Genomic DNA, 15742 nt, shown 5'->3' with positions numbered 1-15742 from the left:
AAAAAAGAGAAGCTCCTTAGGAGCCTCTCTTTTTTAGTTTAGGTTTTGAACAAGTACTGGTTTCCAGCCCTCATTTTCTACCCAATCAATATTCACATAATATTTTTTCCCTGATTGTTTATCTTGTACGTTACCGTAAGCTTTATTCTTACCGTTATTTCCAATTCTATGGATAACTAATTGCTCTACTGGAACGTCAATTGCAGCTGAAATAGCTTGATTCATCTCATTCCAATCTGCTGTACCTTTTTTAAACGTCATCGCAGGTGTCGCACCTTGCTCTGTACCTACTGGCTTCCAAGAAGATTTCGTATAAGCGTCAGTTGCCTTTGGCTGTGTTTTTTCAGCTGGTACTTTCTCGTTAGCTTTCGCTTCTTCTTCAGCTTTTTTCTGTTCTTCGTCAGCCTTTTGCTTCTCTTCTTCCTTCTTCTTAGCATCTACCTTATCTTGCTCGTTCTTCTTCGTTTCTTCTTTACCTTTAGCTTTCTCAGCCTTATTCTCTTTCGTTGTTTGCTGAGCTACTTTTTTATCACTAGAAGACGCTTGTTCTTTTCTTTCAGGAACAAACAATTGATATGATACAATAGCTACTAATATTAATACAATTGCAATTGCAATATTTAAAACACCGTTTTGACGACGTTTTTGTTGTTTCTGTTGGAATCTAGATCCTCCTGCCATTCTTCAAACCTCCATGCAGTTTTTCATACTTGCTATTGTAACATTAAATCTAGAAAGGTTGAACATTTACAATAATATTTTCACGAAATGAAAACATTTCACTATGAATTGCAAGATTACTTTTCATTCTCTAATCGATAGATTGATTCTACGATAGCTTTGAAAATAGGTGTAACTTTATTTACATTGCTATTCGTTTCTATATCCACGACAACTAAAGCATATCTTGGATTTTCATAGGGAAAATAACCTGCAAACCAACGATTCACTTTCGTCCCTTTTCCTGTTTGCGCTGTCCCAGATTTTCCGGCGACACTTAGTGGTAACGACCTGAACGCTGCTCCTGTTCCTTTCTCTGTTGTTACAACGCCCCTTAATAACTCTTGTAATGTTTTCACCGCTTCATACGAAAGCTGTTTTCCATCTAATGTATGGTCTTCAAATGTATAAAAGTCTGTTCCATTTTTATACATTATCTTTTCAACAGCTTTCACTTCCATCTTTTCTCCATCTCTAGCAATCGTCGCCATCATATTTGCAATCGCTAGAGGTGACATGCGTACATCTTTCTGTCCAATTGCTGTTTGCGCTACCGCCTTTTTACTACTCTTATTTCCTTCACTTTCCCAAATGGTAACACTCTTCTCCTCTGGCATCTGCTCAAAATGAGTTGTATGAAATACAGAACCTTTCCATCCAACCTTACCAGCGCCTCCTAAAGCTGCTACGTAAGTTTCTAACACCATCTTATCCTTTTGCATTAGCTCGTTACCTAACTCTGAAAATGTCCTGTTACAGCTTCTAGCAAAGCTCTCTTTAAAACTAAGTGTACCCATCATAACTTGTGGGTGTTCTTCACCATATAAATCTTTATTACAATTAAATGTACGATTAAACACATTTTTATTTTGATCAATCACTGCCGCTGCAACTATTGTTTTAAAAACAGAACCGGGAAAATGTGGTGTTAACATTTGATTTTCAAGTGTAGTTTTATATAAACGCTCATCTTTCACCTGTACAGATGGTTTACTGACCATCGCTAAAATTTCATTTTTCTTTACATCAAGTAACACTAATCCCCCCTTCTTTATTTCGCTTGCTTCAACCACTTCTTCTGCTTTTTGCTGTAACCCTTTATGTAAAGTAGTTTGAATCGTCACTGGATAAAATGGATTTCCAGGCGACGTATATTTCGCTTGTTTTCCAAAAATCGGTTCTCCTTGTCGGTCAACCTGATACAATACTTTTGCCTCTCCATCGGTCAAAAGAAATTCATCAAACGATTGCTGCAATCCTGAAATGCCAATTGGCGTTTGCTTTGAAATTTTTCTTACTTCTCCGTATCGTTTTTGAAATTCTCGTTCATTCTCACCCACATCGCCAATTAAATGATTCATCACGCCTGTTTGCCGTAAACGAACTTCAGCTGCTACAATACCTAATACATTTAATTGATTGACCTTCTCCATCTGCTCTCGTGCCAAGCGAAATGGCCCATTTCCTCTTCGCATGATAAATGCACTTTTCTTATCTTTCATTTGACTTTCAATCTCTTGTCTCGACACACCAATGATATGCGCAATTTTCTCTAACATGTCATTTTTTATTTGTAGAAATGGAAAAACAATTAAAACAGGATACTTTTTCTCACCTATTTCCTTACCGTTCCGATCTATAAAATGGCCTCGTCCATCATCTACCGTAATGGATTGCGTCCGTTGTGTAACACTTTTTTCGATTAAATTTATCTTGCGACTAGTAAATGATTCCGTACCTATAATTTGTATTTGAATTAAACGACAAAGTAATATAAACATGACACATATAAAACAAATTAAAACAATTGTAATTCTCCGCTTTATTTTCATAAAAAAACACCTCGTCTATTGTAGTTTAGACGAGGTACTATTTTATTTATACAAGCCCTAAATTAAAATAGGTATTATATATGCTATTATTGCTTCTTTGGCTTCTCTAGAAATTTCAGAAGAAGCGATCTAAATTCTGTTTCATTCACTCCATTATTTTTGGCAACTTCGATTACAGTAGTTGTTACGTTAGCCGCTACTTTTAAATATTCCTTACTTAAATTATTCATTTCATTTCTTTTTTCTTTTGCATTCTCGACTGTTACAGAATCAATACAAACAATCATCTTATCTACAATTTGTAAGTAATTATTTTGTGCATCTATTATTTTTTGAATATCATCTTTATTACTTACTTTCGATTGTTTTAAATATGTATATGCTTGATTCACTTCATCCTTTAAAATTTTATCATTATTCTTCGCCTGTTCTTGCAACATATTCTTCATGTCATCTATTGTTTTTTGATCCATCGAATCTCGCAATAAATAATCTGGATTCCCAATCGCATAATCGTACTTAATTGTTACATCTTGAAATATTTTCATGACAATAGCTAATTGATATGCTAAATCAAATTCATCAAATTCCTTTTTTTCTCGTGGATTTTCTACGCTTTTTGAACTCTCAGTTGCTCTAGTATCCTTTTTTTCTTCTTGCTTTACTTTTTCGCCCTTCGATGATGTAGTTTCCTCATTCGTTCCGCACGCAGCAAGCGCTAATATAGATATACTACAAACCAGTCCTGTAAAAATTCTATGTTTCATAATTATCCCCTTTTCCCCTTTAAAACCTATAGTTCCTAATTATGATATCAAAGCTTCAGGTGATTTTTTGACATTTTTTGTCGAACCATTCGAATGTTTATACAATTTTTTCGTTCTACAAATAAAATAAAAAAGATTCTCCCATCGGGAGAATCTTTTTTATTTTACAGAGATAATCTCTACTTGCATTTCTCCACCTGGAGTTTGGATTGCTACCTTCTCACCAATTTGCTTACCTAATAAGCTTTTTGCAATTGGAGAATCGTTAGAAATTCTTCCTTCAAATGGATCTGCTTCTGCGCTACCTACGATTGTGTAAGATTCTTCATCTCCACCTGGTAACTCTTTAAATGTTACTGTTTTACCTAATGTAACAACTGTAGATTCTTCACCGTTATCTGTGATGATAACTGCGTTACGAATCATGTTTTCTAATTGTGTAATACGTCCCTCTACGAACGCTTGCTCATCTTTTGCTGCATCGTACTCAGAGTTCTCAGAAAGATCTCCGAAGCTACGTGCAATCTTAATTCGCTCTACAACCTCTTTACGTTTTACCGTTTTTAAATCTTCAAGTTCGTTCTCTAGCTTTTGCTTACCCTCTTGCGTCATAGGGTATGTTTTTTCTGTTGCCATATTTTCCACTCCTTTTATATACCAATCCCCCGAAAAAAAGAGGAGTTCCATATGAAAACTCCCCCACTTATATGTATAGCGGAGGTTTCTAGCACGCCTGTACTAGCGGAGTTGTCACATACAACCCCGTATTCCCAATTCTTCTTTATATAAAGAAGATATGTATGGAAAGTTGATATAAATATGCCCTCACCTATATATAGATGAGGTTGCATGTTTCATTGTATTCGATAGGACGGGAAAAAATCCCTTCCTATCGTATATCTTTTACTATGCTATTACAAATTTACTTTTTGTTCAAGAATTGTTGCAATTTTTGTCACCATAATATCAATTGCAACATGGTTTTGTCCACCTTCAGGGATAATAATATCCGCAAATTTCTTAGAAGGCTCAATAAATTGATTGTGCATTGGACGTACAACACTTACGTATTGATCAATAACTGAATCCATCGTACGACCGCGCTCTTTAATATCACGCTGCATGCGGCGTAAAATACGAAGATCTGCATCTGTATCAACAAATAGCTTAATGTCCATTAACTCACAAAGACGTGGGTCTTCTAAAATAAGAATTCCTTCTAAAATGATTACATCTTTCGGCTCAACTGGAATAACTTCTTCTGAACGCGTATGCAATGTATAGTCATATACAGGCTTATCAATTTGCTCATATGCAAGTAACTGCTGCAAATGTTCAATTAACAGATCATTATCAAACGCAAGCGGATGATCATAATTTGTTTTTAAACGCTCTTCCATTGGTAAATGGCTTTGATCTTTGTAATAATAATCTTGCTCTAAGATTAAAATAGAATGACCTTTAAAATGGTCAAAAATCGCTTTCGTTACACTCGTTTTACCTGATCCCGAACCACCAGCAATTCCAATTACAACAGGCTTATTCGTCCCCATTCGACTATCAACTCTTTCTTATTGAAGTATGCTTTTGCGCATCATATTATTCACATACACTGGTTGATCCACTTTGAATTTCACGATTTGCAACGGATGTCTCGCTGCATCTAATTCGTTTCCATCCTCATCCCAAATTTTCTCCACCGTCTGCGTAAAGTTTTCTATTTCTGGCCCAAAGAACTCCACTTCATGTCCTGGTTTGAAATGATTACGTTGCTCAATCGTTACGATGCCCGTTTCTTCATTATAATCTAACACTAAACCAGCGAAATCATACGTTGTTTTCTTACTATGATTTCCAAACATTTGCTCTTGATGTCCTGGAACCCCTTCAAAGAATGCAGGAGCTGTATCACGATTTGCACATTTATCCAGCTCATCTAACCATTCTTGTTTAAACTCAAAGTTATCCGGATCCGCACAATATGCATCAATTACTTTACGGTATACAGTCGCTACAGTCGCTACGTAATGGATTGATTTCATACGTCCTTCAACCTTTAAACTATCAATTCCAATTTCAATCATTTTCGGAATTGATAAAATTAAATTTAAGTCTTTTGGACTCATTGCAAAGTGAGCATCTTCTTCTTGGAATAGAGGCAGCTCTTTTGCATCTTTATGTTGTGATACTGTTTGAACCAAATCATAGTCCCAGCGGCAAGATTGACAACAACCACCACGGTTAGAGTCACGTGCCGTCATATGGTTACTTAACGTACATCTGCCTGAATATGCGATACACATTGCACCATGGACGAATGCTTCAATTTCAATATCCACTTTTTCTTTAATTTCTTTCATTTCTTCATAGCTTGCTTCACGAGCTAATACAAGACGATGTAAACCTTCTTCTTTCCAATACTGTGCTGCTTTCCAGTTGGATAGTGATTGTTGTGTACTTAAATGTACTTCAACAGAAGGCGCTACACGTTTACAAGTCTCAATAATAAGCGGATCAGCAACGATAATTCCCGTTACGCCAGCTTTTTCAATCCCTTTTAAATATTCCTCTAGCCCGTCCATATTTTCATTATGTGCAAAGATATTTGTTGTTACATATATTTTTGCTCCATATTTCTTTGCAAATTTCACACCTTCTGCCATTTCTTCCAGTGTAAAGTTACCTGCATTCGAACGAAGACCAAATTCTTGTCCACCTAAATATACAGCATCTGCCCCATAATGGATAGCTACTTTTAATTTTTCTAAGTTACCCGCAGGGATTAACAGTTCAGGTTTCTTCACAATAACGCGTTTGCCATCGATTACTCGTGAAATTTCTTGTACAGTCATTTCCTACACCCTCCTCGTTTAGTAAACCGTCTCTTTAAAGAAGAATCCTGTATCTAACGGACGATTTACCGGTTGCATTTCTTCTATCTCTTTATATAAATCGTCTTTCACGTCATAATACGCATCACGATCTTCTACACATAAATCAATTGCTTTACGATATTTCTTCGTTACCTCAATAATGTATGCAGAGCTTTTTAGTACACCATCAATTTTTAAGCTATCTACTTCACCATCAATTAGTTCCTCTAATTCATCGATGAAACAAATATCGTTTGGACTCATAATATGAGTACCATTTTCATCTTCATAAATTGGATATTTATTGTTACGCTCTGGGTCATATAAGAACATATTCTCTTCATATTTTTTCTTTTCAATGTCAAGATTACGCCCTTGATACTCAAAGTAGTTTCCTACTAGCGAACGCTTTGATTGGAACATGCAAGTCATACCGTGAATTTGTACTTCAAGCTCCACTTCAGCATTTTCTTTTAATTCAACAATTTCATCTAAGCTAAGCTCACGAGCTAATACAGCGCGTTTTGCTCCTCTTTGTCCCCAGTAGTTACAAGTGAACCAGTTTGTTGCTGTTGTTTCTGTATTCCAGTGCAACTGCATATTTGGCGCTACTTCGCGAACGGCCATTAATACTGCTGGATCCCCGAAGACAATTGCATCTACACTTACTTCGTTTAAAAATGCAACATAATCTGTTAATTCTTCTACTTTATCGTTGTGGAACATAGCGTTCATTGCTACGTATACTTTTACACCATTTTCATGTGCAATCTTCACAGCTTGTTTCACATCTTCACGTGAAAATTCCCCTGCTAAACGTAAACCAAACTTTTGCTCACCGATCATTACCGCATCTGCTCCTGCTTTCGCAAGAGGTTCGATATCCGCCACTGCTTTTGGCGTTACTAACAATTCAGGTTTCTTCATACCTTGGTCACCCTCTCTTTTTACTAACAGCTACTCCATCACCAATTGGGAAAATCGTTGTATCATATCCTTCATGGTTCATAAGCCATTCATTGTACGTCTTAATACGACGGATTAAACCACGTGTACGTCTGTTTTCAATTTTCTCTTTTGTCGTCACAAGACCATGGTACATAACATTATCTGAAATAATTACGCCACCAGGATTTAATAACGGTTCATATAAGTCAAAAAAGCGACGATATTGTCCTTTTGCTGCATCAATAAAAATAACATCAAATGTTCCATGTTCTTCTACTTGTTCGCCTGTTTCTAACGCATCACCGTAAATAACGGAAATACGCTCTTTAACTGGTGAACGGTCTATATATTCAAGTGCTTTTTCATATCGCTCGCGATTGCGCTCAACTGTCACAATGCGAGAATTTGGAATAGCTTGCATCATACGAATACTAGAATAGCCAATTGCTGTACCAAGCTCTAAAATGCTTTTTGGTCCAATTAAACGTAAAAATTGCAACATAAATTCCATTCCAAGTCGATCCATAATCGGCACATGATTTTCTTTCGCATAGTCTTCCATTTCAAGAATTAATTTATCTTTTGGATCAATAAATGATAATAGGTACTCGTTAACTGCATCCTCCATAATGGTCCTCCTTATTTACATGGAGAAGTGCCTCTATGACGTCTTTTCACACATAGAATGCAATAAAAATACAAGCCAGCTTCACCCTTAGCTTGTACGTCCCGTTTTGATATTAAAAACGATTCTTCTGCCAGTTTTTAACCCGATATATTTTACCACAAAAAAGAGGGATGTGCGACTTTTTTCGCTATCCCTCCCCATTTCACTGTTTTTTCGTAATATATTTTTGCTTTAATGCATTATGCTCTTCCAATGTTTTCGCATAGTACACTTCACCAGTTGGTGCAGCTAAGAAATAATAATAATCCGTTTGCGCAGGTTCTAATGCAGCCTCCACTGAATGCTTGCCAGAGTTCGCAATCGGACCAACCGGCAATCCTTTCACAACATACGTATTGTACGGTGAGTTTATCTTTAAATCTTCATATAATACACGTTGTTTATGCTTTCCAAGTGCGTATAATACCGTTGGATCAGTTTGCAGTGGCATACCTTTCGCTAAACGATTATAAAAGACGCTAGAAATCTTTTGACGATCTGTAAAGCCTGTTGCCTCTTCTTCAATAAGTGAAGACAATGTTAAAAGCTGGTGAACATCCCAGTTTTTCGCTTTCATTTTCGCCTCATTTTGAACAATGATTGCATTCGTTTTCTCAAGCATTGGGATTACGATTTCTTCTAACGTCGTATCTTTTTTATAGAAAGAGTACGTCGCAGGATATAAATAACCTTCTAATGGATATTTAATATTGCTATCAAAGATTTTATCCGTTAACAACTTCGGATACTTTTGCTGCATTTTTTGAATAAATGCTTTATCGTTTAATTGACGTACGACATCATCTTTATTCCACTTTAATTCGTTTGCAACCGTTTCTGCAATTTCAGTTACTTGTGCCCCTTCTTTTATCGTCACTTTATAAAGAGCTGGACGATGTACATTACCAGATGACATTTGCTCAATAACATCTGAGGCATTCATTGAAGGATTTAATAAATATGTACCCGCTTGTAAATTTTTAGATTTAGCCTTTGTATAAAAACTAAAAACTGTACCGTTTTTCACAGCACCTTTTTCTTCTAAAATCTCACCAATTTTACTAGTAGATGATCCTTTTGGAATTTCTACTTCCATCTCTTTTTTATTCCCGCTATCAACTGGTCCTAATGCGGATGAAATATACGCATAGACTGAACCACAAACTAAAAGCAGTGCAATAATCGAAAATAAAAAAATGCGTCTACGCTTCTTTTTCACTTGATTCTCTATCAACACTCTTCCTCCTTAATTAAATTGTAGACCGTACGTATATCTTTCTATACAACACGATATAAAAACACAATAAATTTATTTATCTTTTTTAGATAGACATTTTATTTTTCTACAATCCGTCTCATTATACTACAAAGGATTACAAGGTTTCGACAAAAAATCTTTCATTTTACATATAAAAAAAGATGGACTATATGTCGTCCACCTTTTAGTACTTATTATTCAGCTTCTTGCTCATCAGCTAGAGTGTTGAACATTTCTTGTACCATTTCCCACTCTTCTTCAGATTCGATTGGAAGTAAACTTCCGCCCTCTTCTTCATTTTGCTCATAAGCCATTGCATCATAAATTGGGTCTCCATCTTCGTCTACTTCTCCGATTGGAGAGAAGACTACGTATGATTTTTTGCCAAATTTTTCAGCATCAAAAGTGAAAATAATTTCACATAAATGTTCGTTACCTTTTTCGTCTACAATTGTAATTTGATTTTCTTCCATTTTGGTCACCTCTTATTTACTATCTAAAAATCCTTGTAAGATTACGACTGCAGCCATCTTATCGATTACTTGCTTTCGCTTCTTACGGCTTACATCAGCTGAAATGAGCAAACGTTCCGCTGCCATCGTTGACAAACGCTCGTCCCACATTACAACGTCTAATTGTAACAGCTCTCGTAGGTTTTCTGCAAATTGTTGGCACGCTTCACCACGTGGGCCAATTGTACCATTCATATTTTTAGGTAAACCTACTACTATTTTGTCCACATTGTACTGCTTTACTAACTCAGAAATACGATCAAAACCAAAGTGACCTCGTTCTTCGTTAATTTTAATTGTTTCTAATCCTTGCGCTGTCCAGCCCATTTCGTCGCTCATTGCAACTCCGACTGTTTTTGTACCTACATCTAAACCTAATATCCGCATAAACTACTCCTCACGATGATGTTTCAAGTAAGACTTCACAAGCTCTTCAATTAACTCATCACGTTCAAGCTTGCGAATGATGCTTCGTGCATCTTTATGGCGAGGTATGTATGCTGGGTCTCCACTTAATAAATAACCGACGATTTGGTTAATCGGATTATAGCCTTTTTCTTGAAGTGCATCATACACAGTTAAAAGTACATCATTTACATGGACACTCTGTTTTTCATCTTGAATGCTAAACTTCATTGTTTTATCAAAACCGTCCATTTCAAGCACCTCACTTATATAGTAAGTATAGGGAGAAGAACTTCTCCTCTCCCTACCATTGTACACTACTATCTCTTTATTTTGAAACAGATTTAACGTACTCTTGTACAAATGCTAAAGCTTCCTCAACTTGCGCTGGGTTTTTACCGCCTGCTTGAGCCATATCAGGACGGCCACCACCACCGCCGCCGCAACGAGAAGCTACTTCTTTCACAAGTTTACCCGCATGGTATCCTTGGCTGATTAAATCTTTCGTTACGCCAGCTAAGATGTTTACTTTATCATCATTTACAGACGCTAATACGACAACTGCAGACTCTAATTTATTTTTAAGGTCATCCATCATCGTACGTAAGTTGTTCATATCTGCAACATTTACTTTTGCCGCTAATACGTTCACGCCATCAACTGTCATTACTGAATCAGTTAAGTTTCCAGCTTCGATATTGCTTAATTTTGCTGCAAGAGATTCGTTTTCTTTTTGAAGTTGTTTTACTTCAGCAAATAAACCATCTACTCTTGTTAAAATATCTTTCGGATTTGTTTTCATTTTTCCTGCTGCTTCTTTTAATAAACCTACTTGATCGTTCATTAATTCGTATGCAGACTTACCAGTTACCGCCTCAATACGACGAGTTCCTGCACCGATACCAGACTCAGCAACGATTTTGAAAATACCGATAGAAGCTGTGTTATCAACGTGACAACCACCGCAAAGCTCTAAGCTGTAATCGCCTACTTGTACAACGCGTACAACATCACCGTATTTTTCACCGAATAATGCCATTGCGCCCATTTCTTTCGCTTCTTCGATTGCTTTTTGAGAAATCTCAACATCAATACTTTCCCAAATTTTCTCGTTTACCATACGCTCAATTTTTTCTAATTCGTCAGCTTGTACTTGACCGAAGTGAGAGAAGTCAAAGCGTAAACGTTCAGAAGTTACAAGAGAACCTGCTTGGTTAACATGCGTTCCAAGTACGTCTTTTAATGCTTGGTGTAGTAAGTGAGTTGCTGTATGGTTTTTCACAACGCTACTACGGTTTTTCGTATCGATAATAGCTTTCACAGCCGCATCTTTCGTTAATGTACCTTCTTCAACAACAACTTTGTGCAAGTTTTGACCGTTTGGTGCTTTTTGTACGTCTTTTACAAGAACTTTCACGCCGTCAGCAAGAAGGTAACCACGGTCTGCAATTTGTCCGCCGCTCTCAGCATAGAATGGTGTTACATCAAGCATTAATTGTCCTTCTTCGCCAGCTTGTAAGCTGTCTGTGTATTCGCCGTTTTTCACAAGTGCAACAACGTTACTTTCTGTCGCAACTGTACCGTAACCAACGAACTCGCTCGCTACTTTCACTTCTCCAAGGACACCGCCTTGAACTTGCATAGAATCAACGTCTTGACGAGCAGCACGTGCGCGCTCACGTTGTTTTTCCATTTCATTTTCAAAGCCTTCATGATCAACTGTCATACCAGCTTCTTCTGCATATTCTTCTGTTAATTCAATCGGGAAACCGTATGTGTCATATAGACGGAACGCATCTACTCCAGAAATAACAGTTGTTTTTTCTTCTTTTGCTTTTGTGATAACCTCAGCTAAAATTGCTTCACCATCATGAAGTGTTTCGTGGAAACGCTCTTCTTCGTTTTTCACAACTTTTGCAATGAAATCTTTCTTTTCAAGTACTTCTGGGTAGAAGTCTTTCATTACTTCTCCAACAACCGGCACTAATTCAAACATGAATGGACGATTGATGTTTAATTTCTTCGAATAACGAACCGCGCGGCGTAATAAACGACGTAATACATAACCACGACCTTCGTTAGATGGAAGAGCACCGTCACCAACAGCGAATGTTACTGTACGGATATGGTCAGCAATTACTTTAAACGCCATATCTTTTTCTAAGTCACCATTACGATATTTCTCACCAGAAATTGATTCTGTTGCACCAATCATTGGCATGAATAAGTCTGTGTCAAAGTTTGTAGGCACATCTTGAACGATAGATGTCATACGCTCTAGACCCATCCCTGTATCGATGTTTTTCTTAGGAAGTGGTGTATATGAACCGTCTGGATTATGGTTAAATTGAGAGAATACAAGGTTCCATACTTCTAAGTAACGCTCGTTTTCTCCGCCTGGATATAATTCTGGGTCACTAAAGTCATTACCGTAAGCTTCTCCGCGGTCATAGAAAATCTCTGTATTTGGTCCACTTGGTCCTTCACCGATATCCCAGAAGTTTTCTTCTAAGCGGATGATACGCTCTTTCGGAACACCCATTTTCTCATTCCAAATTGTGAATGCTTCTTCATCTTCTGGATGGATTGTAACTGATAGTAATTCTTTATCGAATCCGATCCATTTGTCGCTCGTTAAGAACTCCCAAGCCCAAGTAATTGCTTCTTCTTTAAAGTAATCACCGATTGAGAAGTTACCTAACATTTCAAAGAATGTATGGTGACGAGCTGTTTTCCCTACGTTTTCAATATCGTTTGTACGAATTGATTTTTGGGCATTTGTAATACGTGGATTTTGCGGGATTACACGTCCATCAAAATATTTTTTTAATGTTGCTACACCACTGTTAATCCATAAAAGAGATGGATCCTCATGTGGAACTAGTGATGCACTAGGTTCTACTGCATGTCCTTTTTCTTGGAAAAAGTCTAAAAACATTTGACGAATTTGTGCGCCTGTTAGTTGTTTCATTGTATTTTCCTCCTTAAATATAAAAAACTCCCGCCCCTATAAAAGGGACGAGAGTTAACTCGCGATACCACCCTAATTATGAATTGATTACTATACGAATCAATTCATCACCTCATGGTGCCGTAACGTGGCAAGACGGCAGTGATTAGCTGCTCTCAGGATTAGCTTTCTGTTACCCTTCATTTAAAGCTTCTTTCAGCCATATGGAAGCTTCTCTCTATAAATGGACTGTAACGTACTTGTTCCGTCATTGATTTAATGTATTATATGACTAAATATAATAGAATTCTCTTAAGTTTGTCAATGTAGATAATCATTTATATTGCATTAACCATAGTTATTCTACTATTCATTCTTAACAGCCTTTCATTATATTATGCATTTATGAATAATTCGTACTATCTTCATGAAAATATCTCCACATACTTTTCTGAATATTTATTTTTTGTTATAGTTAAATTATAAATAATAAAGGAGCGATTACAATGACAACCTTATTGAACAAAGCTAAAAACATATTAACTACGGACGAAACTATATTGTTTTACGCAGCATGTTCATTAAATATATTTATATATCGTTCCGTCGCAAGGCCAGGTCTGTTAATTTTGACGAACAAAAGACTCTTCTTTTACGGACCAGATGTAAGCAAGAATCCAATATTTGAAGAGTACTCTTTCGCAAAAATTTCTGATTTAAAAGGGCAGCGGCACCTTTTCAGTAATCAAATTGTATTTATGTATGATAATGAATGGAAAAAAATAAAACATATTCAAACAAACGATGTAAGCTCTCTCGTTCAACAAATACACGAGCAACTCTCTACATAATGATAGCCCTCGACTTTTATAAGTAGAGGGCTTTTATATTACACATTTTCTTTTTTCCAAAGAGGCCTTACATGAACGATCACTGTACGAATAACTGCTAAAATCGGAACCGATATTAACAACCCCACAATCCCGGCAACCTCTCCTCCAACTAGTAATGCAAGCATAATAATAACAGGATGCATACGAAGCGACTTGCCAACGATGTAAGGTGATAAAATGTTACTTTCCAAAAATTGCAAAATAGCGATTGTAATTCCCGCCTTAATAAGTAAACTCGTTGATACCGTTGCCGCAATCATCAACGTCGGAATTGCCCCTAATATAGGGCCGAAGTATGGGATTATATCCGTTACCCCAATAATAATGCCGAGTAATAATGGATATTTCATACCGATAAACCAAAAAGAAAGAACGGATACTCCTCCTAATACTAAACAAACAAATAACTGTCCTCGAATATAACTTCCGAGTGACTTATCAATTTCTTTCGCCAGCATTTGCCCCGTACTACGCCACTTAATTGGGACTAGTTTCCAAAAGATATGATAAAATTCACCGTAATCTTTTAATATGTAAAATACAATGAACGGTATTAAGAAAATAATAAGCAACGAATCCAGTACACCACGAGCTGTACTCATTACTTTATTTAAAAGTGATTGTATCTTCGTTTCTACCCCAACAAAAATTTGTTTCACCTTTTCATGAATAAATGATGGGAAATTCGCTGTTTGTTCTGTGACGCCATCCATCCAAGAATCATACATTTTTGTAAACTGCGGGAATTGTTCATTGATTTCTTGTAACTGCTTAATAACGACTGGTGTTCCTTTATAAATCCCATAACCAATTCCGCCAAAGAAAAGGATGTAAATGAGCAAAATAGCGAGTGTGCGTGGCATCCCTTCTTTATGAATTTTTTCAATTAAAGGATGCAATAAATACGCAATAAAACACGCAATAAGAAACGGTGTAATTGCCACTTTAAATACAAAAATAATCGGTGACCATAGTGGCTTAATTTTTAAAAAAACGAGCAAGCAAAGAAAGACAAGTAATAATAACCCTAAACGATATATCCAAATGATTTTAAGATTCTTCACACGAAAAACCTCCTCCACCTTTATTGTGAAAATAAATAGGGTAGGTTATGTGCAAAAGTTTTAAAATCTTTTCGTGCAGACCATACTGTTTTATAAAGACGTACATATACATAACATAACAAGGACAACCACCCCTGAGAATGCAGCATGGAACAATATAATCAGGAGGGCTCATAATGGTTTTATTTATGCTCGTGTTATCAGCACTTTTTATGATTCTTGAATGGGTTTGTATCGGGTTTGGGATTTGGAAAGGTTTCTTTATTCGTTCCTCGCGAAAAGAAAGAGCGAAACAATTATTACATTACGGAATGCTCGGCGTTGGATGTTACGGTCTATCTTATCTCTTCTCTGAAATTGGACTTTTATATTTGCATACAAGTGCATAAAAAAACTCCCTTATCATGAAGGGAGTTTTTTGCGCTTATAGATAAGATTTAATCATCTTACGTGCTTTTTTCATATTGCGTTTCGAAAATACATCTTGCTTGCGAGCATATTGATATGCTGCAGCTCCAACACCTAATGCGATTAATGAATTGCGTAGATTCAAAGTAAATCCCCCTTTTCGTTATCCGATCGTTCTTTCGTTCTCATCAAATAAATCATCAAGAGAGCTTAATGAACCATCTTCCTCTACTTGATGCGTATGGATTTTCCCCTTTGAAACCGATAATTCGATATAACAATTCCAGCAATAAAATTGGTTGACACCTATTTTTCCAATGTCTTTCCCTTTGCAATTTGGACAAATGAACATATGGCTTTCATCTCCTTACATTCTCCCAGATTCTATTCGCCATTATGTCCAAACCGCATTCATTTATACATTGCTGGAGCCTTTCAACGTTAT

At 36.5% G+C, this 15742-nt stretch carries 18 protein-coding genes and 1 other annotated feature; of the genes, 2 read left to right on the top strand and 16 right to left on the bottom strand.

Going from position 1 to position 15742, the window contains the following annotated elements:
- Positions 1 to 33: 33 nt before the first annotated feature.
- From QCI44_RS05595 to alaS, 13 genes are all read right to left on the bottom strand, one after another.
- A complete protein-coding gene (locus QCI44_RS05595; protein WP_016086189.1) occupies positions 34 to 681 on the bottom strand; it encodes a YrrS family protein in 648 nt (215 codons plus the stop codon).
- Between the two features lie 116 nt (positions 682 to 797).
- Positions 798 to 2552 carry a peptidoglycan D,D-transpeptidase FtsI family protein gene (locus QCI44_RS05590; protein WP_088084361.1) on the bottom strand — a complete coding sequence of 585 codons (1755 nt, stop codon included), beginning with the start codon at positions 2550 to 2552 and terminating at the stop codon, positions 798 to 800.
- An 86-nt stretch (positions 2553 to 2638) separates the two neighbouring features.
- Entirely contained in the window at positions 2639 to 3319 is a 681-nt protein-coding gene (locus tag QCI44_RS05585; protein ID WP_016086187.1) for a hypothetical protein, read from the bottom strand.
- A 159-nt stretch (positions 3320 to 3478) separates the two neighbouring features.
- Positions 3479 to 3955: a transcription elongation factor GreA gene (greA, locus tag QCI44_RS05580; RefSeq protein ID WP_000179964.1), complete on the bottom strand. Its 477-nt coding sequence runs from the start codon at positions 3953 to 3955 to the stop codon at positions 3479 to 3481.
- A gap of 278 nt (positions 3956 to 4233) precedes the next feature.
- Positions 4234 to 4872, bottom strand: coding sequence for a uridine kinase (gene udk / locus QCI44_RS05575; protein WP_000537082.1), 639 nt, complete (start codon positions 4870 to 4872; stop codon positions 4234 to 4236).
- A gap of 18 nt (positions 4873 to 4890) precedes the next feature.
- Positions 4891 to 6171, bottom strand: coding sequence for a peptidase U32 family protein (locus QCI44_RS05570; protein WP_000217975.1), 1281 nt, complete (start codon positions 6169 to 6171; stop codon positions 4891 to 4893).
- Between the two features lie 18 nt (positions 6172 to 6189).
- On the bottom strand, positions 6190 to 7119 hold the full coding sequence (locus tag QCI44_RS05565) for a peptidase U32 family protein (RefSeq protein ID WP_000742784.1): 930 nt from the start codon (positions 7117 to 7119) through the stop codon (positions 6190 to 6192).
- Between the two features lie 7 nt (positions 7120 to 7126).
- Positions 7127 to 7768 (bottom strand): O-methyltransferase, encoded by a 642-nt coding sequence (locus QCI44_RS05560; protein WP_016086185.1) that lies wholly within the window; start codon positions 7766 to 7768, stop codon positions 7127 to 7129.
- 202 nt (positions 7769 to 7970) lie between these two features.
- Entirely contained in the window at positions 7971 to 9041 is a 1071-nt protein-coding gene (gene mltG, locus QCI44_RS05555) for an endolytic transglycosylase MltG (RefSeq protein ID WP_000572145.1), read from the bottom strand.
- Between the two features lie 218 nt (positions 9042 to 9259).
- A complete protein-coding gene (locus tag QCI44_RS05550; protein WP_000392245.1) occupies positions 9260 to 9538 on the bottom strand; it encodes a DUF1292 domain-containing protein in 279 nt (92 codons plus the stop codon).
- 12 nt (positions 9539 to 9550) lie between these two features.
- On the bottom strand, positions 9551 to 9964 hold the full coding sequence (ruvX, locus tag QCI44_RS05545) for a Holliday junction resolvase RuvX (RefSeq protein WP_001221202.1): 414 nt from the start codon (positions 9962 to 9964) through the stop codon (positions 9551 to 9553).
- Positions 9965 to 9967: 3 nt separating this feature from the next.
- A complete protein-coding gene (locus tag QCI44_RS05540; protein ID WP_000348590.1) occupies positions 9968 to 10234 on the bottom strand; it encodes an IreB family regulatory phosphoprotein in 267 nt (88 codons plus the stop codon).
- 76 nt (positions 10235 to 10310) lie between these two features.
- Positions 10311 to 12953 carry an alanine--tRNA ligase gene (alaS, locus tag QCI44_RS05535; RefSeq protein WP_016080215.1) on the bottom strand — a complete coding sequence of 881 codons (2643 nt, stop codon included), beginning with the start codon at positions 12951 to 12953 and terminating at the stop codon, positions 10311 to 10313.
- A 40-nt stretch (positions 12954 to 12993) separates the two neighbouring features.
- Positions 12994 to 13213 (bottom strand) — a binding site (T-box leader).
- 225 nt (positions 13214 to 13438) lie between these two features.
- On the opposite strand from alaS, the gene QCI44_RS05530 reads away from it, so the two are divergent.
- A complete protein-coding gene (locus QCI44_RS05530) occupies positions 13439 to 13783 on the top strand; it encodes a PH domain-containing protein (protein ID WP_016135360.1) in 345 nt (114 codons plus the stop codon).
- 38 nt (positions 13784 to 13821) lie between these two features.
- Here QCI44_RS05530 and QCI44_RS05525 read toward each other — a convergent pair whose 3' ends face one another.
- Positions 13822 to 14889 (bottom strand): AI-2E family transporter, encoded by a 1068-nt coding sequence (locus QCI44_RS05525; protein WP_116363332.1) that lies wholly within the window; start codon positions 14887 to 14889, stop codon positions 13822 to 13824.
- Between the two features lie 176 nt (positions 14890 to 15065).
- Here QCI44_RS05525 and QCI44_RS05520 point away from each other — a divergent pair, with 176 nt between their 5' ends.
- Positions 15066 to 15278, top strand: a complete 213-nt coding sequence (locus QCI44_RS05520) for a hypothetical protein (protein WP_016086181.1) — start codon at positions 15066 to 15068, stop codon at positions 15276 to 15278.
- A gap of 35 nt (positions 15279 to 15313) precedes the next feature.
- On the opposite strand, the gene QCI44_RS05515 is transcribed toward QCI44_RS05520, so the two are convergent.
- Together QCI44_RS05515 and QCI44_RS05510 are read right to left on the bottom strand one after the other, a co-directional pair.
- Positions 15314 to 15442, bottom strand: a complete 129-nt coding sequence (locus QCI44_RS05515) for a YrzQ family protein (protein ID WP_001053553.1) — start codon at positions 15440 to 15442, stop codon at positions 15314 to 15316.
- 18 nt (positions 15443 to 15460) lie between these two features.
- Entirely contained in the window at positions 15461 to 15649 is a 189-nt protein-coding gene (locus tag QCI44_RS05510; protein ID WP_000469281.1) for a hypothetical protein, read from the bottom strand.
- Positions 15650 to 15742 lie beyond the last annotated feature (93 nt).

It is taken from the genome of Bacillus cereus group sp. RP37 (genome assembly GCF_040459695.1).
Lineage (GTDB): Bacteria > Bacillota > Bacilli > Bacillales > Bacillaceae_G > Bacillus_A.
The sequence above is the reverse complement of the archived record's forward strand: the minus strand, read 5'-3'. Positions and strand labels throughout refer to the sequence as shown.